A 22,950-nucleotide genomic window follows, 5' to 3' on the forward strand; every position below is an offset into this window, starting at 1 on the left:
CCTGTTAACTCAGCGGTCAGGCGCTGCGCCGACCGCATCGGGGTGGATGGGTCGGTGCGCGGCGGCTGGCCTGAGGACCGGCCACAGGGTCAGCGTCGCGGCCACCGACGCGGCACCGGCGACCGCCATCACCACGCCCGGCGCGAACACCTCGCTCAACGCGCCACCACCGGCCGCAGCCAGCCCCTGCGTCGCCATCAGGCCGGTACTGAGCAGTCCGAACGCCTGACCCCGGCGCGCCTCGGGAACCGCGTCGAGAAACCGCCGCGCCAGCCCGAGCTGATAGGCGAAGCCCCCGGTGGCGACCGCGAAGAGGGCCGCGGCGGGCACCAGCGCCGGCTGGGCCACAAACGCCAGCATGGGTACGCCGAGCAGCAGCGCGAGCCACGGCGTCCAGCGTTCTCGGGTGGCCGGGGCCACGAACCGTCCCACCAGCAGGTCGCCGACCAGCATCCCGCCCGCGCCGGCCATCAGCAGCACGCCCGCGCTGCCCCCGGGGCCCAGGTCGGCCGCGTACGGCACGGCCACCCCCTCGGCACCGACCAACAGCGAGCCGGGCAGCCACTGGGCGAGCAGCAACCCCCGGATCCGGCGGTCGGCGAGCAGCTGCCGGTTCACCCGCAGGGTCTCCCGGACCGCTCCGCCCGACGCGCGCCCGTCTGTCACCGGGCCGGCGGTCGGCCCGGCCGCCGGGCGACTGGCCGCCGCAGGACCGGCCACCGAGAGTCCGGCCGCGACCGGTTCGCCCGCTGCCGGACCGGTCGCCGCCGTGGTGGGCCGCGAGCGCGTGAGCCAGGGCCGCGCAGGGCGGATGCGGACCGGGCGGACGCGAGACGGGCGGGCGCGGGCCGGGCGGCGGGCGAGGCCGATGCGTACCACCAGCGCGGAGAGGCCGCAGGTCGCGGCGGTCAGCCAGAGCGCGCCGTACGGGCCGACCAGCCCGAGCAGGAGGCCACCGAGGGCGAACCCGGCCACCTGCGTACCACCGGAGGCCACGGTGAGCAGCGACCGCCCCAGCACATACCTGTCGCCATGCAGCACCTCGGGCAGCAGCGCGGACCGCGACGCGCTGCTGACCGGGCCGAACAGTCCGACGACCGCGACCAGGCCGAGCATCGCGCCCGGCGGGAGCACGCCGGTGGCGAGCACCGCGACCATGGCGAGCCGCACCAGGTCGTAGCCGGCGATCAGCGCGCGGGCCGGCCAGCGGTCCGCCAACGCCAGCAGGAACACCCCGCCCAGGGCGTGCGGCAGGAAACCGGTCACGTACGCCAGCGCGGCGAGCAGCCCGGATCCGGTGCGTTCGTACACCAGGACGGAGAGGGCGAGCATCTTCACCGTCTCGCCGATCATGAAGACCCCGAAGCTGGCGAAGAGGACACGGAACTCGGCGACGGCAAAGACGTCGCGGAACGTGGCCGGCCGGTCGGCCACCGCGGCCGGTGCGTTCGTGCTGGTGTTGTTCACGATGGTCAGCCTGGCGGCACGCCCCGGGGCGACCTATCCTTTCGCCCCAGGACGAAAGGTCACGCGATGCGGATCGAGGTCACCCCGGCCGACCTGGCGGCCAGCCGGTACGCCATCTCGCCACTGGGCGAGGCGGTGTGGGCGCTACGGATCTACGCCGGCCAGCATTCCGTACCGGGGCTGGGACCATGGGTGGCTCGGGGCCGTCCGGCGTTCGAGCAGTTGCGCCGGCAGATGCCGGAGGTGGGTGCGTTGCTGGCGCTGCTGCGCCGGGGCGGCTACAACGCCGACTTCATCCAGCCCGCGCCCGCCGGCACCGGCCAGGACTTCGCCGACGAACTGGCCGTGGTCCGCGCCACCCCGCTGGCCCAGGCCCGCGCCGAACTGGCCCGCAACCTCGCCGGGCTCCGGACCCCGCCGGCGTACGCCCGCCAGATCTACGACTCGCCGCAGGTGGTGGAGCGGATCGCCGACGCGATCGAGGCGTCCTGGACGACGCTGGTCGAACCGGACTGGCCCCGGCTGCGGGCGGTGCTGGAACGGGACCTGGTGCACCGTGCCGGCCGGCTGCTCGCGTACGGCTGGGGGGCTGCCATCGCGGACCTGGACCCCCGGCTGCGGTGGGTGTCCGGCGGCGGGCTCGGCGCGATCGAGGTGGCCGACCGCGATCCGCGCAGCTACTCGCTCGACGGCCAGGGTCTGCTCTTCATCCCCACGGTCTTCGGCACGATGATCAACTATGTCGAGCCGCCGTGGCCGTTCGCCATCGTCTACCGGGCCTCGGGCGTCGCCGGGCTGCTCGGCCCCCCGGACCCGGCCCGCCCCGACGACGCGCTGGACCGGCTGGTCGGGCGGTCCCGGGCGACGGTGCTGCGGGCACTCGCCCTGCCCGCCACCACCAGCCAGCTCGTCGTGCAGCTCGGGCTCAGCCTGGGCGGCGTGGGCGACCACCTGGCCGTGCTGCACGATGCCGGCCTGGTGACCCGGGTCCGCTCCGGTCGGGCCGTCCGCTACCGGCGCACCCCGCTCGGCGACGCCCTCGCTGGCGGCTGAGCCGTCGATCCGAGCAAGCCACAGTGTTAAAAGGGGGCCCTTCCTCTACCGGAGGCGTTAATAGGGGGCCCTTCCTTCAACGCAGGGCGGAGCGGGTGAGGGGGAGGGTGCGGTAGGGGATCTGCTCGGCGAGGGCGATGATCGTGGAGGCGCGGGCGATCCCCTCGTACGCCACGATCTGGTCGATCACCCGCTGTAGGTCGGTGTTGGAGCGGGCCACGATGCGGCAGAGCAGGTCGCTGGAGCCGGTGATGGTGTGCGCCTCCAGCACCTCGGGGATCGCCGCCAGGTGGCGGGTGACCGGATCGTGCCCGTGCCGCTGGCTGATCTCCAATGTGACGAAGCTGGTCACCGAGAACCCGATCGCGGCAGGCGAGACATCCGGCCCGAACCCGCTGATCACGCCACGGCCGACCAGCTTGTCGAGCCGGGCCTGGACGGTGCCCCGGGCCACCTGCAAGCGGCGGGAACACTCCAGCACCCCGATCCGGGGCTCCTCGGCGAGCAGTTCGATCAGACTGACGTCCAGGGCATCGAGCTGTACATCCTGACCAGGGTTCACGACCTCAGACCCTACTCCTTGCACAACCTGACCAGCAGAAACTGTGACAGTTGCCCAGTGAGCCCGCTCACCCTGATAGTCCCGGGAAGAGCACAGCGTCGGCCCACAAGGCCGGCCGGTACGCAAGGGAGACCATCATGACCCAGGCGATCGACCGACCCCAGTCGACCGAGGAGGTCGACGTCGACGCCCTCGTCGGCGCCGTCGACCACGACACCAGCGGTGACCCGTTCCCGGTCAAGGGCCTCGACCACGTCCGCTTCCTGGTGGGCAACGCCAAGCAGGCCGCGCACTACTACTCCACCGCGTTCGGCATGACCTGCGTGGCGTACCGGGGGCCGGAGCAGGGCCATCGGGACCACGCCGAGTACGTGCTGACCAGCGGCTCGGCCCGGTTCGTGCTCACCGGCACGGTCCGCCCCGACGCCACCGGCGCCGACCACGTCGCCCGGCACAGCGACGGTGTCTCGGACATCGCCCTGGAGGTGCCGGACGTCGACGCCGCGTACGCGCACGCCACCGGGCAGGGCGCCACCGGCCTGGTCGAGCCGCACGACGTCACCGACGAGCACGGCACCGTCCGGCTGGCGGCCGTCGCCACCTACGGCGACACCCGGCACACCCTGGTCGACCGGTCCCGTTACCGCGGCCCGTTCCTGCCCGGCTTCGTCGCCCGCAAGCCGATCGTGGACCGGCAGCCGATGATCGACGCCGGGGTGCAGCCGAAGCGCTTCTTCCAGGCCGTCGACCACGTCGTCGGCAACGTGGAGCTGGGCCGGATGGACGAGTGGGTCGAGTTCTACAAGCGGGTCATGGGCTTCACCAACATGGCGGAGTTCGTCGGCGACGACATCGCCACCGACTACTCGGCGCTGATGAGCAAGGTCGTCGCGAACGGCACCCGCAAGGTGAAGTTCCCGCTCAACGAGCCGGCGATCGCCAAGAAGAAGTCGCAGATCGACGAGTACCTGGAGTTCTACCAGGGGCCGGGCGCCCAGCACATCGCGGTGGCCACCAACGACATCCTGGCCAGCGTCGACGCCATGCGGGCCGCCGGTGTCGACTTCCTCGACACCCCGGACTCGTACTACGACGACCCGGAGTTGCGCGCCCGCATCGGCGAGGTCCGGGTACCGATCGAGGAGCTGAAGGCCCGCAAGATCCTCGTCGACCGGGACGAGGACGGCTACCTGCTGCAGATCTTCACCAAGCCCGTGCAGGACCGACCGACCGTCTTCTTCGAGCTGATCGAGCGGCACGGCTCGCTCGGCTTCGGCAAGGGCAACTTCAAGGCGCTCTTCGAGGCGATCGAGCGGGAGCAGGAAAAGCGCGGCAACCTGTAACACTGTCGAGCGTGACCCAACCTTCGCCGCACCCGACGTCGCCGGCCGGTGGGCCCCCGCCCGCGGCCGGCGGCGTCGCGCCGCCGCCCATCAGCCAGCCATCCCCGATACCGCCACAGTTCGCGCCGACCGGACAGGCGCCACCGCCCTGGGCGGGCCCACCCGCAGCGGTCCCCCCGCCGGGATGGGCGGGCCCACCCGGACAGGCGCCACCGCCGGGCTGGCCAACCGGGCCACCACCGCCGGGCTGGCCAACCGGGCCGGCGTTGCCGCCGGTGCTGGCACCGGGCGGGCAGCCGCTGGCGAGCTTCGGCGACCGGCTGCTGGCGTACCTGATCGACACGGCGATCGTGAGCGGCGTCCTGCTGGTGCTGTTCCTGCCGGCCTTCCTGTTCTTCTGGTTCCGGCTCTTCAGCGCGATGGCCGAGACCAACCCGGACGGCACGCTCGTCGAGCCGGACCCGGGGGTGGTGTTCACGGAACTCCTGCTGCCGATACTGCTGCTCCAGGCCGGGCTGTTCGTGCTGATGTTCGGGGTCTACTGGCTCTACCACGTCGAATACCTCAAGCGGGACGGGCAGACCTTCGGCAAGAAGGCGATGAACCTGCGGGTGGTTCCGCTGGACCCGACCCACTCGCTGGACCGGCGGATGGCCGGGAAGCGGTACCTCGTGCAGTTCGTCGGCGGGTCGCTGGTGCCCGGCGGCAGCTACGTCGACGGGCTCTGGCAGCTGTGGGACAAGCCCTGGCAGCAGTGCCTCCACGACAAGTTCGCCGGCACCGTCGTCGTTAAGGTGTCGAGGTGAACGAGCGCAGCGAGGCCGCGACGTGAGCGTGGCACCCGGTTGGTACGTCGACCCCGCCGACCCGCAGACCCGCAGGTACTGGGATGGCGAGGGCTGGATCGGCGCGGCCATCCCCGTCGACGCCACCCCGCCCGAGGGCCCACCCCCGCCCGAGCCCGAGACCACGACCGAACCGACGCCCGAACCCGAGCCGGCGACCCCGGCCGCGCCGGACACCCCACCCGGCCCGCCGCCGGCCTGGCAGCAGGGTCCGCCGCCGGGCTGGCCGACCGGTGAACCGGGGCAGGGGCCGCCGCCGGGCTGGCCGTACCCGACCTGGCCGGGGCGCCCGCCGGAACCCCGGCCGCACGGGTTGCCGCTGGCCTCGTACGGTGCCCGGCTGACCGCCCGGCTGATCGACTTCGGCGTCGTCCTCGCGCTCAACGTGCTGGTCAACGGCTGGTTCGTCTGGCGCTACGCCCAGGAGATCTCGCCCTTCCTGAACGAGGCGGGACGCCGGGTCCAAGCGCAGGACCGCACGACCGAGCCGCTGCCCCAGTGGGGCGAGCAGGCCGGATCGTTGCTGGTGGTGATCCTGCTGATCGCCACCATGCTCTGGCTGGCGTACGAGGTGCCGTCGATGGCGGCCAACGGGCAGACCTTCGGCAAGCGGGTGCTGCGGATCAAGGCGGTGCCGGTCGAGGCGGACGCGCCGCTCGGCTTCGGCCGGGCGCTGCGCCGGTGGAACACCCTCGGCCTGCCCACCCTGCTCTGGTACTGCTGCGGCCTCGGCCTGCTGCTCCAGCTGATCGACGCGCTCTCCCCGCTCTTCGACCACCCGTTGCGGCAGGCGCTGCACGACAAGCGCGCGCAGACCCTGGTGGTCCAGCTTTCCCGTACCCCCGAAGACCGCGCCGACCCCCCGGGAGAAACCCCATGACCGACACCGGACGCCAGCAGCCAAAGCTCCGGCTGACCCGCGCCGACCTGGACACGCTGCCCAACTACGTGCCCGGCCGCAGCCCGGCCGACCTGGCTCGCGAGCTGGGCCTGCCGGAGGCCATCAAGCTGGCCAGCAACGAGGTGCCGTACGGCCCGCTGCCCGGCGTCGTGGAGGCGGTCGCCGAGGCCGCGGCCGGGGTGCACCGCTACCCGGACATGGGCGTCGTCGCGCTCCGCCAGGCGCTCGCCGAGCGGTACGCGGTGGACCCCGATCGGGTCGCCACCGGCTGCGGCTCGGTGGCGTTGGCCGAACACCTGGTGCGGGCCACCTGCCTGCCCGGCGACGAGCTGGTCTACTCGTGGCGCTCCTTCGAGGCGTACCCGATCATCGCAGCGACCAGCGGCGCGACCAGCGTGCAGGTGCCCAACGAGGCCGGGCACGGGCACGACCTGACCGCGATGGCCGCGGCGGTGACCGACCGCACGCGGATGATCCTGGTCTGCAACCCCAACAACCCGACCGGCACCGCGGTACGCCGCGCCGAGCTGGACCGCTTCCTCGACGCCGTGCCGGACGACGTGCTGGTGGTGATCGACGAGGCGTACCGGGAGTTCGTCACCGACCCCGAGGTGCCGGACGGCCTGAGCTACGCCGACCGACCCAATGTGGCGGTGCTGCGCACGCTTTCCAAGGCGTGGGGCCTGGCCGGCCTGCGGATCGGCTTCCTGGTCGCGCAGCCACAGGTGGCGGCGGCGGTACGCAAGGTCGTCACGCCGTTCTCCACCAGCATGGCCGCGCAGGCCGGGGCGCTGGCCGCGCTGGCCCAGGCGGACGAGGTGCGGCGGCGATGCGCGCTGGTGGTGGCCGAGCGGGAGCGGGTCACCGAGGCGCTGCGCAAGCTCGTCCCGGACGTGCCCGGGAGCCAGGCGAACTTCGTCTGGCTGCCGCTGGGCGACCGGGCGGTGGAGTTCGGCAAGGCGTGCGAGGCGCGGGGCGTGATCGTCCGGCCGTTCGCTGGCGACGGGGTCCGGGTCACCATCGGCACACCGGCCGAGAACGACGCCTTCCTGGCCGCGGCCGAGCCGGCGCTGAGCTGAACGCGGCCGAGCCGGCGCTGAGCTGAACGCGAGGAGCTGAGCCGGGTCGGTCCGCCATCCCCCAGCGGACCGACCCGGAAGCCAGCAAGCGACAGCATACGCACCTTTTGCCCGTTTTGCGGTCATCTCTGCCTAGGAAGCATTCTTCCGTGCCTCCTTGCACCATTTTATGCCGCATCGAGCCTTACGTCACTAACGTCCCTTTTAGCTCGTGGGCCCCTCCGCACGAGGATCCACATCTTCCGAGCAAGGGATGACAGCATGCGTACTCGCACGATCCTGGTGTCGGCGGTTGCGGCCGTGGCCGCAACCGCCCTGGCCGCCTCCCCGGCCCTGGCGGATCCCACCGACACCACCGACACCACCTTCGAGGTCGAAGCCGGAACGCTCGACGTCACCACCCCGGCCACGGCCGACCTCGGCACCGGCGCTCCGGGAGACACGATCAGCGGCCAGCTCGGCGTGGTGACCGTGTCGGACACCCGGGCCGCGGACGACGCCTCGTGGGAAGCCACGGTCACCTCCACCGACTTCACCACCGGCGGCGCCACCGCCAGCGAGACCGTCCCCGCCACCGCGATCGACTACTGGTCCGGCCCGGCGACGGCGACCACCGGCAACGGCACCTTCACGCCCGGCCAGGCGACCGCCGGGGCCGCCGAGCCGCTGGACAACACCACGGGCGTCGTGGCGTTCACCCACACCGGCGGCACCGGCAACAACACGGCCGCCTGGAACCCGACCCTCGATGTCAACGTGCCGCTGGCCAACCAGGCCGGCACCTACACGGGCACGGTGACACATTCGGTCGCCTAGGCTGCGCCGCCTGGCGGTCTGGTCGGCCACCGTACTGCTCTTCGCCACCGGCCCGGGCACCCTCGCCCGGGCCGGTGCGCCGGCCGGCGACCGGGACGAGGGCGGCGTCGGGATCCAACTGCTGGAAGCGCCGGTCGCCCGACGGGACGACCCGCGAGCGCAGCGCTACATCGTCGACCACCTGCCGCCCGGCCGGACGGTCGAACGGAAGATCGGCGTCGTCAACCGGTCGACCGAGCGCCGCCACCTCGACCTGTACGCCGCGGGCGCCGAGGTCACCGAGGGACGGTTCCGGTTCGCCGAGGGGCGCACCGCCAACGAGTTGAGCGAGTGGATCACCCTCGACCGGGACTCGGTGATGCTCGACCCGCAGGAGGAGGCCCAGTTCACCGCCACCATCCAGGTCCCTCCGGACGCGTCAGCCGGCGAGCAGTACGCGGTCATCTGGGCGGCCACGGTGCCCGCCCCCGACTCCACCGCGAGCGTGAACATCGTGCAGCGGGTCGGCATCCGCGTCTACCTGGACGTGGGTCCGGGCGGCGAGCCGCCGTCCGACTTCGCGATCGGCGAGGTCGTCCCGGCCCGAGACGAGCAGGGACGCCCCTCGGCCGCGGTCACGGTCCGGAACACCGGCGGGCGGGCGCTGGACATGACCGGCAGCGCCACCCTCTCCGACGGGCCCGGTGGCGTCCGGGCCGGACCGTTCGACGTCGTGCAGGGCACCACGCTGGCTGCGGGCGAGACCGGTACGGTCCGGGTGCTCTTCCCCACCGAGCTGGCGAACGGACCCTGGCGGATCACCCTCGACCTGGCCAGCGGCAAGGTCAGGCGCAGCGCCAGCGGCACGATCACCTTTCCCGAACCGGGCCGCACCGGTCGGCGCGCGCTGCTCGACCAGAGTTGGTGGCTGCGGGGCGTCGGGTTCGCCACCGTGGTGGTGGCCGGCGTCGGGCTCGTGCTGATGCTCCGCCGGCGGCGCGGACCGGCCGCTCAGGTCACGGCGAGCAGCACCGGCTCGGCGGTCAGGAAGTAGCGCTGGTCGTCGGCGTCCGGGGCGACCGGTTCGCGGAGCCGCTCCAGCGCCAGGTAGCCGTCGCCCGCGTACACCGAGCCAGGTGCCCAGCCGACGCCGTCACTGCCCACGTCGAGGGGGAAGCGGGAGCGTTCCACTCCGGTGCCCGTGTCGAGAGTGATCAGGTCGTTGGTCTCGGTGAGCAGGTGCGCCCGGCCCGGCTGGACCGCGACGATCCGGACGGATCCGAGGTCGGTGCGCCGCCACAGCTCCTCGCCGGTTCGGACGGCCCGCCCGGTCACCGCGCCGTCGGCCGCCCGGATGGCCCGTTGCCCGTCCAGTTCCGTGCCGGCCGGATCGAGGGTCGGCGCAGGCACCGGTGCACCCGTGCCGACCAGCCAGCCCTCTCCCCCGTCGTCGGCGGAACCGGTGACGCGCAGGCCACCGCACTCGACACGGTGGGTCGCGCAGCCGACCGGGATGGCGGTCCAGCCGGCGGTCCTGCCGGGTGGCTGCCAGCGGGTGACCAGCACACCCGTCGTCAGATCGCGGAACTCCACAGCGGCGGCGTCGGCACACCGGTCCACCACGGCGAACTGCCCGGCCTCGGTGGTGCCCACATCGGTGCGGCAGTCGCCGTCCACCTCGGCCGACCAGAGCTGTCGGCCGTCGGCGAGCCCGAAGCCGGCGATCCGGTGCGGGCCGGAGACCACCAGCACCGCACGGCCGTCGGCGGCCCGCGCGAGGAAGAGGCCCGGCGGGCTCCAGACCGCCCCGGCACCGGTGCGGCGGGCGGTCCAGCCCCCGGCGGGCGTCGGGCCGTCGGCCCGCCAGGCCACCCGTCCGGTACGCGCCTCCAGCGCCACCAGCTTCCCGTCCGACCAGCGCCCGACCACCCGGGTTCCGTCCGCCACCACCCCGCTGACCTGGGCCGGCCACCGCCGGTACGACCAGTACGGGGTGCTCCGGTGCCGGCCGTCCGCCGGCCCGTCGGCGTAGACCTGGCGCTGTGCCGCGTACACCCGCAGCCGGCCGTCCACGAGCAGCGGTGCCACCGGCAACCGGCCCACCACGCCGGCCTCCGAGGCGGCGGGATCCGGGTAGTCACCTCGGGCGGCCGTGCTCACCTCGGCCGGAGCGAGGACGCGGTACGCGGTGACCGCGGTGACCGCGACCACGACGGTGACGGAAACCATCGTCACGATCCGCCGCCAGCCCGTCGCCAACCCCATGCCGCACCTCCGACCGGCACCCTATCCAGCCGGGCTGGGTGCTCCGGGTTGCGGCCCCGCAGGATCGCGGTCAGGCCACCTCGGCGGGCCGGTCGGCGGCGGCGGCCAGCGCGGCGATGTCCTGCCGTAACACCCGCTCCGCCGCGCGCACGGCCAGCCCGCCGAGCAGCAGCGCCACCGCCCGCCCGGAGGGCGCGGCGGGCACCGCCCGGACGGTCACCCGCACCGCGGCGTACCGACGTCTCCGGCGGCGGACGTCGCGTAGCGTCCAGGTGATCCGGTAGTCGACCCCGTCGCCGGGCGAGCCGAGCACCAGCCGCCGGGGCGGCTCGGCCGCCAGCACGACGAACTCCTCGGCCAGTTCGCCGCCGTCCGGCCGGCGACGCGTCTCACGCCAGGCCGTACCCGGCCCGAACCCACCCGGGGTGAGCAGCTCGACCGGGCCGTCGGTGGGAAAGCGCCGGGAAGGGTCGATGAGCAGCCGCCACAGGTCGGCTGCGGGCACCGCCACCAACCCGCTGACCGCAACAGTCGACATGCCACCTCCCGTGGCGTCGACGGTACGCGGAGTGCATGGCCCGTGGGGTGCCCGGGTGGATAATCCGCCAGCCCGAGGCCGTGTTTCACAAGAGCTGCCCAGCCGCCCTTGTGAAACACGGCCCGGGGTGTCAGCCGGCGAACTGCCCCGACCGGATCGCGTCGACGAACGCGCTCCAACCGAGCGGATTGATCGCCAGCACCGGCCCGGTCTGGTCCTTGGAGTCGCGTACGCCCACCACGCCGTGGACACGGGCAAGGTTGTCGGCCACCTCCACACAGAGGCCCTGGTCGTTCGAGCGGCTGCTGGTACGCCAGACCGCGCCCACGAGATCGTGCATCGTCCTTCATCTCCTCGGTTCTTGACGTGTCGCCAGCCGGGGCCGGGCCGACCGGAAGCGGGGGGCACCGGTCGGCCCGGCGCGGCGTGGCGACGGAATTCCGAGGCGATCAACGAAGCGGGTGACGGTTCTTGATCGCACATCGGGTGCGATCAACGGCCACTGTCGGGTAGGGGTCAGTCGGCGGGCAGCACGGTGCCCGTAACCTCGCCCAGTTCGATGGTGGTGCCGTCCGGCCCGGGGGCGGTCGCGGTGATCGTCACCGTGTCACCGTCGGCGAGGAAGGCGCGTTCCGTCCCGCCCACGGCGACCGGCTCGGTGCCGCCCCAGCTCAGTTCCAGGAACGAGCCGACCTGGTCGCGCCCGGGGCCGGAGACGGTACCGGAGGCGTAGAGGTCCCCGGTGCGCAGCGAGGCGCCGTTGACGGTCAGGTGGGCCAGTTGCTGGGCCGGCGTCCAGTACATGCCGGCGAACGGTGGCCGGCTCACCGGCTCGCCGTTCCAGTTCACCGTCAGCCGCAGGTCCAGCCCGAGGTGGGGCTCGTCGCGCAGATAGTCGGCCACCGGCGGGTCCTGCTCCGGCGCCGGCACGAAGGCGTGCCGCAACGCGTCCAGCGGTGTCACCCAGGCGGCCACCGAGGTGGCGAACGACTTGCCCAGGAACGGGCCGAGGGGTTGGTACTCCCAGGCCTGGATGTCCCGGGCCGACCAGTCGTTGACCAGCACCACGCCGAAGACGTGGTCGGCGAAACCGGCGGCGGCCACCCGGGTGCCGAGCGCGCTCGGTACGCCGACCACGAACCCGACCTCGGCCTCGATGTCGAGGCGCGCCGACGGGCCGAAGGTCGGCCCCTCGCGGCTGGGCCGCTGGCCGTGCGGGCGGACCACCGGGGTGCCGGAGACCACCACCGTGCCGGCCCGGCCGTGGTAGCCGATCGGCAGGTGCTTCCAGTTGGGCAGCAACGGCGGCTGGCCAGGGCGGAAGATCAGGCCGACGTTGGAGGCGTGCTGCTCCGAGGAGTAGAAGTCGACGTAGTCGGCCACCTCGAAGGGCAGCTCCATCCGTACCTCGGCCACCGGCGCCAGCAGCGGTTCCACCGCCGCCCGGTGGGCCGGGTCGGTGAGCAGCTCGGTGATCCGCTGCCGCACGGCCGTCCACTGCGGGCGGCCCAGCGCCAGGAACGCGTTGAGGGTCGGCCGGCGCAGCGCACCGCCGGCCAGCACCAACTCGGCCGCCTCCGCGCCGGCCAGATCCAGCACGAGGTCGCCGACGCGTACGCCGATGCGCGGCTCCCCGCCGTCCACCCGGAACACCCCGTACGGCAGGTGGTGCGCCCCGAAGCCGGAGCCGTCCGCACCCGCCACCCAACTCACGCTCATGCTTTTCCGTCCCCGTTCACCAGGCCCAGCCGGATCAGATCGGTCAGTGGTTCGGTGATGCTGCACGAGCCGAAGCCCACCCAGAGCGGACGCGCCTGGTCGCGCCGGCCGTCGGTCCACTCCACCAGCGGTCGCTCGTCACGCACGGTGAGCAGTTCGGCGATGCTCTCCACAGCGGCTCCCCCGGCGGCGGCCAGGGTGGCGGCGAGCACGTTGCCGAATCCGTGGTGGGTGAAGCCGGTCTCCGGGTCCACCTGCCGCACCGCGTGGTGCAGCCCGGCGGTCAGCTTGAACGGCACCCGCCGGTCCCGGCAGGCCCCGATCACGGCGGCCAGCTCCGCGGGGCTCGGGAAGAGCTCCGCGGCCAGCCCGCCGGTGCGGAACTTGGCCGCCACGGGGACCCCGTCGGCTCGGGCGGCGGCCAACACGTCCAGCGCCGCCATCAGCCCGAAGGTCAGCGGAATCTCGGCGTAGACGGGGCGGTCGCCGGCGCGGGCCAGCGCGACCAGCTCGGCCGTGCCGGGCAGCGGGTCCTCGCCGCGCTTGGCCACGGCCGCCTCGATCTGGCGGATCTCGACGCGCGGATCGGCTTCCGCGCACGCCTTGCCCAGCTCGCCCAGCGGGACGTCGCCGATCACGCCCACCGCGCTCCGTTCCGCGTCGCCGAGCAGGGCGGTCAGTCCGGTCAGCCGGGAGGCGGGCAGCAGCAGCGGGCCGACCAGGTCGGCGTACCAGGCGGCGCGGTGCCGCCGGTGGGCGGCGACGGCGTCGGGCAGCGAGGCGTTGCCCGGCGGGAAGACGGCGGCGTCGTCGACCAGACCGGCGACGAGCGCGGGCAGCTGCGTTGACACGAGACAAGAATGTACGGGACGCTTTGAGAAGCGGACAACAGCGTCCGATTATCGGACGCGCCAGGCTGGTGACCGGGAGGCGAGATGCCGTACTACCGCAGCGTCGGCGAGGTGCCACGCAAGCGCCACACCCAGTTCCGGCAGCCCGACGGCAGCCTCTACACCGAGGAGCTGATGGGTCAGGAGGGCTTCTCCTCCGACTCGTCCCTGCTCTACCACCGGTACGCCCCGACCGCGATCGTCGCCGCGGAGGAGTTCACCCCGCCGGCCGTGACCCGGGTGCCCAACCTGCCGCTCATGCCCCGGCACCTGCGCACCCACAAGCTCGACGGCAGCGGAGCCGACCCGGTCCTCGGCCGGCGGTACCTGCTCGCCAACGACGACGTACGGATCGCGTACGTGCTGGCCGACCGGCCCTCCCCGCTGTTCCGTGACGCCACCGGCGACCACTGCCTCTACGTCGAGGCCGGCACGCTGCGGGTCGAGTCGACCTTCGGCGTGCTGGACGCGGTGGCCGGCGACTACGTGATCATTCCGACCTCGACCGTGCACCGCCTGGTGCCCACCGGCGACGCCCCGACCCGGCTGCTCGCCATCGAGGCGTCCGGGCACATCGGCCCGCCCAAGCGCTACCTGTCGGTACGAGGTCAGCTCCTGGAGCACTCGCCGTACTGCGAGCGGGACGTCCGGGGGCCGGACGCGCCGCTACTGGTCGACGGCACCGAGGTCGAGGTGCTGGTCCGGCACCGTCGCGGTTGGACCCGCCACGTGTACGCCAACCACCCGTTCGACGTGGTCGGCTGGGACGGGCACATGTACCCGTGGGCGTTCTCCATCCACGACTTCGAGCCGATCACCGGCCGGATCCACCAGCCGCCGCCGGTGCACCAGACCTTCCAGGGCCCGAACTTCGTGATCTGCTCGTTCGTGCCGCGCAAGGTCGACTACCACCCGGACGCCATCCCGGTGCCCTACCACCACCACAACGTCGACTCCGACGAGATGCTCTTCTACACCGGCGGCAACTACGAGGCCCGGCGCGGCTCCGGCATCGAGCAGGGCTCCATCTCGCTACACCCGTCCGGCTTCACCCACGGCCCGCAGCCCGGCGCCGCGGAACGCTCCATCGGAGTGGACTACTTCGACGAACTGGCCGTCATGGTCGACACCTTCCGCCCCCTGGACCTCTGCGAAGCCGCCCCCGAATCCGAAGACCCCGCCTACCCCTACACCTGGTCCCGCCGGTAAGGAAGGGCCCCCTATTAACGCCTGGTGAGGTAAAGGGGCCCCTTCTTAACGCCAGGGGGCGGCGCTCGACGCAGGGCGGTGCGGCGCTGGGTGCGCTGCTCAATCTGCGCGGTGCGGCGCCGGGGCCTCACGCCGCCGGGCGGGAGACGATCGCGAACTGGGCGGCGGTAGCGATCGCGATGGTCAGGACCAACGGCCACGCGGTGCCGAGCAGGGCGTAGACCAGGATCAGGGCGGGCCCGGCGAGCGCCGCGTAGACGGCGAAGGCGAGCATGCCGTCCGTCCGGCGCAGGACGGGCAGGATGGTCCGGGTGAGCCCGGGCAGCCGCGACGCGTGTCGCCAGAGCAGGATGCCGCCGCCCCCCGCGGCCAGCACCGCCACCAGCCGGGAGACTCCGGGTCCGGTCGCGGCCGAGCAGGCGACCACCACGGCGGAGACCACCGACCAGCCGGCGCCCCAGATCACCAGCTGCCGCAGCCCCGCCGGCACCGGCCGACGGGCGGCGACGACCGGCCCGGCGTCAGGGTGATTCGCGCCCACCGGCCCAATGTCGGGTCGGTTCGTACCGACCGGCCCGGCACCGCCCAGGCCCGCCCCGAAGGCATCGGCACCACCGCGACCCGTGACCGGGTCGGCCTCGGCCCGCCGTTCGTCGGCGGGTCGGCCCTCTGCCGGCCGGCTCGGGCGCTCGTCCCGCCCCTCGGCCGGCCAACCCGCCCCGGTCCGCCCTTCACCAGGCCGACCCGGCCCGGCCTCGGCTTCATCAGGTTGACTCGACCCGGGACCTTCGCCGCGCGGGCCCGCCCCGGGGCCTTCGCCGGACGAAGCCGACCCGGTCTCGCCCTCGCCGGGCCGGCTCGGCCCACTCTGACCCGTCGTCGGCCAGCTTGGCCCGTTTTGCCCACCGGCAGGCCAGTTCGGCTCGTCCCGAGCATTTCCGGGCTGACGTGGGTCGGGCCGATTGTCATCGAGCCCGCTCAGGTCGTCCGGTACGCCGTCCGGCCGGCTCGGGTCGTCTCGGGTCCCGCCGCGGCGGCGCGGGTCGACCGGCGGCAAGTTCGCCACCGCGGCCTCCGCCAGCTGCTCCAGTGTCGCGGCCCACCGGCGCTGCTCCAGCCGCAGCACCCCGACGTCATCGCCCACCTCGGCCAGGCGAGGGTCCAGCCGGAGCGCCTCCCGATAGGCCCGCTCGGCCAGGTCGTACAGCTGCATGTTGGCCGCCACCAGGCCGAGCACCAGGTGCGCCTGCGGCTCCTCGGGGGCCAGTTCCACCCCGTGCCAGGCCGCGTTCAACGCCGGCTGGCCGTTGCGCGAGCCGGCCAGGATCGCCGCGGCGTTGCGCTGGGCGTACGCGTCCTCGGGGCCGAGCGCGAGAATCTCGTCGGCGGTACGGGCGGCCTCGCCGTACCGTTCCAGGTCGCCGAGCGCCAAGCCCCGGACGACGAGCGGAGCGACCTGCCCCGGCGCGGCGGCGACGGCGGACTCGGCGGCGGCCAGCGCCTCGGCGGGCCGTCCGGCGGCCAGGTGCACCCGGGTAAGCATGATCAACGGTTCGACGTCGGCCGGGTCGAGGGCGAGCGCGAAACCGAGTTCACTGGCGGCTTCGTCGTAGCGGCCCAGCTCGGCGAGGAGCGTGGCGCGCTGGAGGAGGTAGCCGTCGGCGGGGGACGGATCGGCGGGGACATCGGCGGACATCGCGCGAGCCTAGGCGCTCGGCTGCTCGTACACCAGCGCCACCGCTATCCCGGCGAGCCCCTCGCCACGGCCGGTGAACCCCAGGCCGTCGGTGGTGGCGGCGGAGAGGGTGACCGGCGCGCCGACCGCGTCCGAGAGGACCCGCTGGGCCTCCTCGCGCCGCGGGCCGATCTTGGGCCGGACGCCCACGACCTGGACCGACACGTTGCCGACGGCGAAGCCGGCGGCGCGCACCCGGCGAGCCGACTCGGCGAGCAGGGCCACCCCGCTCGCCCCGGCCCACTCGGGCTGGCCCACCCCGAAGTTGGCGCCGAGGTCACCCAGGCCGGCAGCGGAGAGCAGCGCGTTGCAGGCGGCGTGGGCGGCCACGTCGGCGTCGGAGTGCCCGGCCAGGCCGTCCTGGTCCGGCCAGTGCAGGCCGGCCACCCAACATGGCCGCCCGGCCTCGAAGGCGTGCACGTCGGTCCCGATGGCCACCCGAGGAACGATCACGAAACGAGGGTACGCGTCATCGGCCGGTCGCCAGCAGGTGCTCGGCCAGGGCCAGGTCGAAGGGCCGGGTGATCTTCAAGGCGTGGTCCGATCCGGGTACGCAGTACACCGGCACGCCCTGCTTCTCCACCAGCCCGGCGTCGTCGGTGAGCGCGTCGGCAGCGGCGGCGTGCGCGGCGGCCAGCACCGCCCGGCGGAAGCCCTGGGGGGTCTGCACGGTGCGCAGCGCGGAACGGTCGACGGTGCCGAGCACCACCCCGCCCGCGTCGACCTCCTTGATCGTGTCGACGACCGGCAGCACGGGGATCACCGCGTCGTGGCCCGCCCGGACCGCGGCGGCCACCGACTCCACCAGCGCGGGCGGGGTCAGGGCGCGGGCCGCGTCGTGCACCAGGACGATGTCGGGACCGGGCGGCACAGCGGCGAGGGCGGCGGCCACCGATGCCTGCCGCTCCGCCCCGCCTGGCACCACCGTCACCGGGGCGATCGGGGTGAGCAGGTCTCGCACGGCCGGCACGTCCGCGGCCGGGGCGGCCACCACGATGGTGTGCACCGACCCGGCGGCCGCCAGCCGGCGGACCGTGTGCAGCAGCAGCGGCTCCCCCGCCAGCAGCCGCAGCGCCTTCGGGAGGCCGGGACCCAGGCGTACGCCGGCACCGGCCGCAGGCACGAGGACCGCGACGTCACCGCGCGGATTGAGCTGCGCGGTCACGTCGCGGTCCTCGACGGTTTCTTCGCTACGAAGTGGGTACGACGATGCTGTGCGGACTAGGCCTCGGTCAGCACCTTGTCGAGCAGCATCTCCGCCTCGTCCTTGGTGCTCTTCTCAGCCAGCGCCACCTCGCCGACGAGAATGTCACGGGCCTTGGCGAGCATGCGCTTCTCGCCCGCGGACAGCCCCCGCTCCCGCTCGCGGCGCCACAGGTCGCGGACGACCTCGGCCACCTTCAGCGGGTTGCCGGAAGCCAGCTTCTCCAGATTCGCCTTGTAACGCCGCGACCAGTTGGTCGGCTCCTCGGTGTGCGGAGCCCGGAGAACGTCGAAGACCTTGCCGAGGCCCTCTTCGCCGACCACTTCGCGCACACCCACGATCTCGGCGTTCTCAGCTGGTACCCGGACCGTCAGGTCACCCTGCGCGACCCTCAGGACGAGGTACTGCTTGGGCTCGCCCTTGATGACCCGAGTCTCGATTGCCTCGATGAGTGCGGCCCCGTGGTGGGGGTAAACAACGGTCTCGCCGACACTGAAAACCATAGGTTCGAAACCCCTTTCGCTGTGTCTAGGGTAACACGCTCAGGCACCGATGTCTCATCGCTGTCCTGACCGTTGGCGCAGCTCAGGGGCCCTGTGAGAGGCATTTCTTCGGCTTGACAGACCGCCAGGTCGATGATTTGAACACGTTCTGTAATCCCGGGATGACCCCCGGACACCGACGGCGAGGAACGCCGAAGATCAAGGACTGACGCCGGGGATCAGAAGCTACGCACCCACCCCATGATATCCCGCCGTACCCGAGTCTGGGCAGCGGTAGCGGGACCGGGCCCGGTGCGGGACGCTGGAAGGGCGCCGCTGTCCGCACACCCGCGAGGTCCCAGGGGGTCGTAATGGGCAAGGCTGACGCCGATGGTCCCGGGCTGCCCGACCTGCCCCCCGAGTGGGGCCGGGTGGTCGTCCCGGACGACGCCTCCGCGCTGTCCGTCGAGGCCGAACAGGTCCGCCGTGAGCTGCGGCGGCGGGTCGCCGCCCGGCCCCGCCGATGGCGCCCGCGCGCCCTACCCGTGCTCGTGCTGCTGGTCGCGGTCGTGGCCACGGTCGCCGGCCTGGCCGCCGCCACCTGGCCCCGGCCCGGCACCGGGACAGCTGACCGGTCGCGCGCTGCCCGCGCTGGACCTGGTCGACGCCGGGCAGTCGCCGGTAGCCCTGCGCGGGCTGTTGCCGGCGGTGGTGCTGCTCGTCGACGGCTGCGCCTGCCCGGAGCGGGTCGCCGAGGCAGCAACGGCAGCCCCCGCCGAGGTAACCGTGGTAACCGTGGCCGCCGACCGCCCCCGGGCCGCCCCCACCGGTACGGCGGTACGCGCGCTGGCCGATCCCGCCGGTGGTTTACGCGCCCACCTGCACCTGCCGGCCCGCCCGGACACCGTTACCGCCCTGCTGGCCGACCGGAGCGGCCGGATCGTCCTGGTGGTCCCCGAGGTCGCCTCGATCGCCGACTACCACGCCGAGCTGGCCGGGCTGGCCGGCTGAGAGGTGCCGGCAGCCGGCGCTCCCCACCGGCCACGGGCGGCTCTCACGGTAGGTCGAGCAGCCCGGCCTCAAGGTGGATCGGCTCCGCTCCGGCGGGCGAGAACGACACCCGCACCGGACCGCCGGTGCCGCTGATCTCCGTCATGGTCACCGTCCCGTCGCAACCGGCCGTCATCGGATCGGCCGCCCGACCCCCGGCGACCACGACCAGCAGCTCACCGGGGCCGGTGCAGCTGAAGCGCAGCAGGTGCGGCACGTCCCGGTCGATCACTGCCTGCCGGACGGCCGATTCGCCCGCGCGCAGCGTCGCGCGTTCGGTCCACACCACGTCGCGACCACCCCCACGCCGCGCGCCGGGGTAGCCGTAGCCCGGCTCGATGGCACCGCCCTCGGTGTCACCGTCCAACCGGAACACGATGTCCGTGCCGGGTTCCGTCCGGAAGCGGTCGCCGGTGCCCGGATCCACCTGTACGGCGGCCCCCGTGGCGGCATCCAAGAGCCACGTCGTGGCCAGCGCTGCTCCGTCCGGCGCGATCCTGTCGCCGGCCCGCTCAACGGGCGACCCGCCCGCCGCTGGCGCCGCCCCCTGCCACCACCAGCCACCCACGACCAGCGCGGCCACGCCGACGGCGGCCAGCAGTGCCCCCCGGAGCCGGTAGGCGGGATCGACGTCCATGCCAATGAGCGTAACCGCTCGGATCGTCGCGCGTGCCGCTCCGGCGACGCCGCGTAGCGCCTCAGGCGCAGCAGCAGCGCAACGCCAAACCTCAGGCGTGCCGCTCCAGCAACGCGGCGTAGAGCGTCAGCCCGGGCCCGAAGGCCAGCATGACCACCCGCCGCGGCGACGGCGCGGCCCGGAACAGGCGGTCGAGGATCAGCAGCACCGTCGGGGACGAACAGTTGCCGTGCTGGTCCAGGGTCTCCCGCGACGCGGCCAGCGCCGACCTCGCCAGGCCCAGCTCGCGCTCCACCACGTTGAGGATGCGCGGACCGCCCGGGTGCACGGCCCAGCCGTCCACCCCCGACATGCTGGTGCCGTGCCGGGCCAGCAGGTCGTCGACCAGCCCCCGGACGTGCGCCGACAGCACCTGCGGCACCTTCGGCGACAGCCCCATCCGGAACCCGGTGTCGGTCACGTCCCAGGTCATGTGGTCGGCGGTGGAGGTGTCGGTCACCGAGGCGACCTCGCGCAACGCGTACCCCCGGCCACCGGGCAGCACCACGGCGGCGACCGCGGCGTCCGAGAAGAGCGCGTGGGAGACGATCTGCTGGGTGTCCACCCGGGCCGACGACGGCTGCAAGTGCAAGCTGGTCAGCTCGGCACAGAGCAGCAGCGCCGGCCGTCCCCGCGCGGTGACGAAGTCACCCACCGCGCCCAGCCCCGGCAGGGCCGCGTAGCAGCCCATGTGGCCGACGAACATCCGCTGGGTCGACGGCGCCATGCCCAGATCCCGGGCCAGCAGGATGTCCAGCCCCGGCGTCGCGTACCCGGTACACGAACAGACGACGAACAACCCGATGTCACCGGCGGCCAGCCCGGCCGCGGTCAGCGCCCGGCCGACCGCCTCCTTGCCCAACGGCAGCGCCTCGACCTGGTACCGGCGCATCCGGCGCTCGGTCGGCCAGTCGGAGACGTCCTCGATCAACGGATTGACCGCTGCCTGCCGCCGGCTGACACCGGAGTTCGCGAAGATCCGCTGGGCGAGCGCACGGGTGGTGCCGGAGAAGTGCCGGGAAAAGAACTTTTCCCACAGCTCGGGCTGGTCGGCGGAGGGCGGATGAGCCGTGCCCAGGCCCGCAATCACCGGTACGGACACGGTCCCACCTTCCTCTCACTCGGGGCCCGCAAGCCCGGGGCCGGCAAGCCCGGGGCTCGCAAGCTCACTCCTCACGCTCACCAACGAGGAGCCGAGGTGTCTCGGTCCGGGTCACCGCCGAGCGCAGCGATACCGAGCCAGTCGGCGCAGACGTCGGAGGTGGCCGGATGCAGCGAACCGCACCGGGCATCCCGGTACAGGCGTTCCAGCGGGTGGCCGCGCCGGGTGGCGGAGGTGCCCGCCGCCTCCAGCATGGACGCCGCCACCTCCGCCGCGGTGGTGCCGGCCAGCAGCTTCGCCCGCCACACCCAGCGGTTGGTCTCGGCGTCGCCCGGGGCCTCGTCCACCCGGCGGGCCGCCTCGGCCACCACCAGCTGCGCTGCGGCCACCGCGGCGTCGGCCCGGCCGAGCCGGGCGCGTACGGCCGGCAGGTGGGCCAGGCCACGGGCGTTCAGGTGCTCCGCCGCCGCGTCGATCGAGGCGCGGGCCACCCCCACGTAGACGGCGGCGTAGCTGGCCACCAGCCAGTGCGGCATGAGTTGGGCGACCACCAGGGCCAGGCCCTCCACTCCGCCGAGGAGCCGGTCGGCCGGGATGGTGACGTCGAGATGCAGATCGTGCGAGGCGGTGGCCCGCATGCCGAGCGAGTCCCAGGTCGGCTCGACGGTGAGCCCGTCGCCGGCCGGGACGAGGAACTGCGAGACCACCGACGGGTCGGCGGCGCTGCGGGCGGCCACCAGGTAGCCGTCGGCGTGACCGGCACCCGAGCAGAAGGTCTTGCTGCCCTTGATCCGCCAGCCTCCCCCGACCGGCTGGTAGACCGTGCTGAGCTGGGAAAGTCGGGCACCGGCGCCGCGCTCGCTCATCGCGACGGCGTACCACGCGCCCCCGGCCGCCGCCCGCAGCAACCGGTCGCGGGCGACCAGCGCCTCCTCCGGTACGCCGAGCGCCTCGGCCAGTTCCTCGGTGACCGCGCCGAGTGCACCGGTGACCGAGGCGTGCATGTTGAACACGAGCGCCGTGGCGCCGTTGCCCTGGGCCAACTCGGTGGCGACGGCCGTGTACCCGGCGAACGTCGCGCCGACGCCGCCCAGTTCACCCGGGACCATCAGCCCGAACAGCCCGGCCTCGCGCAGGTCGACGAAGTCGTCGACCGGGAACGAACCGTCCCGGTCGTGCCCGGCGGCCCGGGCCGCCAGCCGGGGTGCCAGCCGACGGGCGGCGTCCAACGCATGCTCGCTTGGCTCGGTCATGGGACCCCCTTCTCAGCATTTCCCCTACCCTCACCGGGATTCGCTACCCGCGGCGTACCCCACGACCCTGGTAGAGCACGGCGGTCGACCGGGTCGGCACGATGCGCGGCGCCCGGCCGGCCGGCGTCCCGGCGCCACCGGCCTGCCGGAGCAGCCAGCGGAGCAGTCCGGGCACGCCGGGGCGGATGCCCTGCACGCGCAGCTCCACGCCGTGCCGGGCGCACTCGGCCACCAACTCCCGGTCGTCCACGAAGAACCGTGGATCGTGGATGCCGCGCGGCACGGTCGGCAGCCGCTCGGCGATGCGCACGGCGACCAGCCGGCACAGCGCGGTGTCGTTGAGGGTGTCCAGCACCAGTACTCCGCCCGGGCGCAGCAGGCGGCTGGCCTCGGCCACCACGGCCCGCCACTGCGGAACGTGTTCCAGCAGCTCACCGGCGGCGACCACATCGGCGCAGCCGTCGGCCAGGGGCACCGCGGTGGCATCGCCGTTGACCACCGTCACGCCGTGCGCGACCGCCTGGGCCAGGGCCGACCGGGTGAGGTCCACCCCCACGTGCCGGTAGCCCTTGCCGGCCAGGTGCGGTGCGAGCAGCCCGGCCCCGCAACCGACGTCGACCAGGAGCGCACCGGGTCGCGCCGCCGGGGGCACCAGCGCCGCCCGGGCCTGCGCCAGCCAGTGCAGCATGGCGAAGGCACCGTCCGGCCGCCACCACTCGCCGGCCAGTTCGTCGTACTGGCGCGGATCGTTGCGGGGCAGGCTGAGGCCGGCATCACGCATG

At 73.5% G+C, this 22,950-nt stretch carries 22 protein-coding genes and 2 pseudogenes; 9 read left to right on the forward strand and 15 right to left on the reverse strand.

What is annotated here, in order from left to right; genetic code table 11:
- Positions 1-9: 9 nt before the first annotated feature.
- Positions 10-1,434, reverse strand: a complete 1,425-nt coding sequence (locus ACQPYA_RS28830) for an MFS transporter (protein WP_433533668.1) — start codon at positions 1,432-1,434, stop codon at positions 10-12.
- Positions 1,435-1,533: 99 nt separating this feature from the next.
- On the opposite strand from ACQPYA_RS28830, the gene ACQPYA_RS28835 reads away from it, so the two are divergent.
- A complete protein-coding gene (locus ACQPYA_RS28835) occupies positions 1,534-2,520 on the forward strand; it encodes an ArsR family transcriptional regulator (RefSeq protein WP_433530153.1) in 987 nt (328 codons plus the stop codon).
- A 76-nt stretch (positions 2,521-2,596) separates the two neighbouring features.
- On the opposite strand, the gene ACQPYA_RS28840 is transcribed toward ACQPYA_RS28835, so the two are convergent.
- A complete protein-coding gene (locus ACQPYA_RS28840) occupies positions 2,597-3,082 on the reverse strand; it encodes an Lrp/AsnC family transcriptional regulator (RefSeq protein ID WP_433530154.1) in 486 nt (161 codons plus the stop codon).
- Positions 3,083-3,219: 137 nt separating this feature from the next.
- Between ACQPYA_RS28840 and hppD the strand changes: the two genes are divergently transcribed.
- From hppD to ACQPYA_RS28870, 6 genes are all read left to right on the forward strand, one after another.
- A complete protein-coding gene (gene hppD / locus ACQPYA_RS28845) occupies positions 3,220-4,425 on the forward strand; it encodes a 4-hydroxyphenylpyruvate dioxygenase (protein ID WP_433530155.1) in 1,206 nt (401 codons plus the stop codon).
- 275 nt (positions 4,426-4,700) lie between these two features.
- Entirely contained in the window at positions 4,701-5,231 is a 531-nt protein-coding gene (locus ACQPYA_RS28850) for an RDD family protein (protein ID WP_433530156.1), read from the forward strand.
- 22 nt (positions 5,232-5,253) lie between these two features.
- On the forward strand, positions 5,254-6,150 hold the full coding sequence (locus tag ACQPYA_RS28855; RefSeq protein WP_433530157.1) for an RDD family protein: 897 nt from the start codon (positions 5,254-5,256) through the stop codon (positions 6,148-6,150).
- The gene (gene hisC, locus ACQPYA_RS28860) at positions 6,147-7,250 is read left to right on the forward strand and encodes a histidinol-phosphate transaminase (RefSeq protein ID WP_433530158.1); all 1,104 of its coding nucleotides are present in this window, start codon (positions 6,147-6,149) and stop codon (positions 7,248-7,250) included. The genes ACQPYA_RS28855 and hisC overlap by 4 nt, the downstream gene beginning before the upstream one ends.
- 261 nt (positions 7,251-7,511) lie before the next feature.
- A complete protein-coding gene (locus tag ACQPYA_RS28865; protein ID WP_433530159.1) occupies positions 7,512-8,066 on the forward strand; it encodes a hypothetical protein in 555 nt (184 codons plus the stop codon).
- Positions 8,067-8,388: 322 nt separating this feature from the next.
- Positions 8,389-9,099: a hypothetical protein gene (locus ACQPYA_RS28870; protein WP_433530160.1), complete on the forward strand. Its 711-nt coding sequence runs from the start codon at positions 8,389-8,391 to the stop codon at positions 9,097-9,099.
- Here the strand turns inward: ACQPYA_RS28870 and ACQPYA_RS28875 are convergent.
- The 5 genes from ACQPYA_RS28875 to ACQPYA_RS28895 form a co-directional block, all read right to left on the reverse strand.
- The gene (locus ACQPYA_RS28875; RefSeq protein ID WP_433530161.1) at positions 9,057-10,310 is read right to left on the reverse strand and encodes a PQQ-binding-like beta-propeller repeat protein; all 1,254 of its coding nucleotides are present in this window, start codon (positions 10,308-10,310) and stop codon (positions 9,057-9,059) included. The two genes, ACQPYA_RS28870 and ACQPYA_RS28875, sit on opposite strands and share 43 nt — an antisense overlap.
- Before the next feature lie 70 nt (positions 10,311-10,380).
- Complete coding sequence (locus tag ACQPYA_RS28880; RefSeq protein WP_433530162.1) at positions 10,381-10,848, reverse strand: SRPBCC family protein; 468 nt, start codon at positions 10,846-10,848, stop codon at positions 10,381-10,383.
- A gap of 130 nt (positions 10,849-10,978) precedes the next feature.
- Positions 10,979-11,188 (reverse strand): DUF397 domain-containing protein, encoded by a 210-nt coding sequence (locus ACQPYA_RS28885; protein WP_433530163.1) that lies wholly within the window; start codon positions 11,186-11,188, stop codon positions 10,979-10,981.
- A gap of 176 nt (positions 11,189-11,364) precedes the next feature.
- Positions 11,365-12,561, reverse strand: coding sequence for a fumarylacetoacetase (gene fahA / locus ACQPYA_RS28890; RefSeq protein ID WP_433533669.1), 1,197 nt, complete (start codon positions 12,559-12,561; stop codon positions 11,365-11,367).
- A gap of 2 nt (positions 12,562-12,563) precedes the next feature.
- Complete coding sequence (locus ACQPYA_RS28895; RefSeq protein ID WP_433530164.1) at positions 12,564-13,418, reverse strand: hypothetical protein; 855 nt, start codon at positions 13,416-13,418, stop codon at positions 12,564-12,566.
- Positions 13,419-13,502: 84 nt separating this feature from the next.
- On the opposite strand from ACQPYA_RS28895, the gene ACQPYA_RS28900 reads away from it, so the two are divergent.
- Positions 13,503-14,666, forward strand: a complete 1,164-nt coding sequence (locus tag ACQPYA_RS28900) for a homogentisate 1,2-dioxygenase (protein WP_433530165.1) — start codon at positions 13,503-13,505, stop codon at positions 14,664-14,666.
- A 1,066-nt stretch (positions 14,667-15,732) separates the two neighbouring features.
- Here ACQPYA_RS28900 and ACQPYA_RS28905 read toward each other — a convergent pair.
- The 4 genes and pseudogenes from ACQPYA_RS28905 to ACQPYA_RS28920 form a co-directional block, all read right to left on the reverse strand.
- Positions 15,733-16,362 (reverse strand): annotated as a pseudogene (locus ACQPYA_RS28905) (tetratricopeptide repeat protein); the annotation flags it as partial.
- A 9-nt stretch (positions 16,363-16,371) separates the two neighbouring features.
- The gene (ispF, locus tag ACQPYA_RS28910) at positions 16,372-16,854 is read right to left on the reverse strand and encodes a 2-C-methyl-D-erythritol 2,4-cyclodiphosphate synthase (protein WP_433530166.1); all 483 of its coding nucleotides are present in this window, start codon (positions 16,852-16,854) and stop codon (positions 16,372-16,374) included.
- 16 nt (positions 16,855-16,870) lie between these two features.
- Complete coding sequence (gene ispD, locus ACQPYA_RS28915) at positions 16,871-17,566, reverse strand: 2-C-methyl-D-erythritol 4-phosphate cytidylyltransferase (RefSeq protein WP_433530167.1); 696 nt, start codon at positions 17,564-17,566, stop codon at positions 16,871-16,873.
- A 56-nt stretch (positions 17,567-17,622) separates the two neighbouring features.
- Positions 17,623-18,108 carry a CarD family transcriptional regulator gene (locus tag ACQPYA_RS28920; RefSeq protein WP_137778742.1) on the reverse strand — a complete coding sequence of 162 codons (486 nt, stop codon included), beginning with the start codon at positions 18,106-18,108 and terminating at the stop codon, positions 17,623-17,625.
- A 350-nt stretch (positions 18,109-18,458) separates the two neighbouring features.
- On the opposite strand from ACQPYA_RS28920, the pseudogene ACQPYA_RS28925 reads away from it, so the two are divergent.
- A pseudogene (locus ACQPYA_RS28925) lies at positions 18,459-19,098 on the forward strand (hypothetical protein).
- Between the two features lie 43 nt (positions 19,099-19,141).
- Here ACQPYA_RS28925 and ACQPYA_RS28930 read toward each other — a convergent pair.
- The 4 genes from ACQPYA_RS28930 to ACQPYA_RS28945 all read right to left on the reverse strand — a co-directional run bounded on the left by ACQPYA_RS28930 (position 19,142) and on the right by ACQPYA_RS28945 (position 22,949).
- Positions 19,142-19,774 (reverse strand): hypothetical protein, encoded by a 633-nt coding sequence (locus tag ACQPYA_RS28930; protein WP_433530168.1) that lies wholly within the window; start codon positions 19,772-19,774, stop codon positions 19,142-19,144.
- 91 nt (positions 19,775-19,865) lie between these two features.
- The gene (locus tag ACQPYA_RS28935; protein WP_433530169.1) at positions 19,866-20,915 is read right to left on the reverse strand and encodes a type III polyketide synthase; all 1,050 of its coding nucleotides are present in this window, start codon (positions 20,913-20,915) and stop codon (positions 19,866-19,868) included.
- A gap of 77 nt (positions 20,916-20,992) precedes the next feature.
- Positions 20,993-22,168 (reverse strand): acyl-CoA dehydrogenase family protein, encoded by a 1,176-nt coding sequence (locus ACQPYA_RS28940; protein WP_433530170.1) that lies wholly within the window; start codon positions 22,166-22,168, stop codon positions 20,993-20,995.
- A 43-nt stretch (positions 22,169-22,211) separates the two neighbouring features.
- Complete coding sequence (locus tag ACQPYA_RS28945; protein ID WP_433530171.1) at positions 22,212-22,949, reverse strand: class I SAM-dependent methyltransferase; 738 nt, start codon at positions 22,947-22,949, stop codon at positions 22,212-22,214.
- Between the last annotated feature and the right edge of the window lies 1 nt (position 22,950).

The organism is Micromonospora sp. CA-263727, from assembly GCF_050942455.1.
Taxonomy (GTDB): Bacteria; Actinomycetota; Actinomycetes; order Mycobacteriales; family Micromonosporaceae; genus Micromonospora.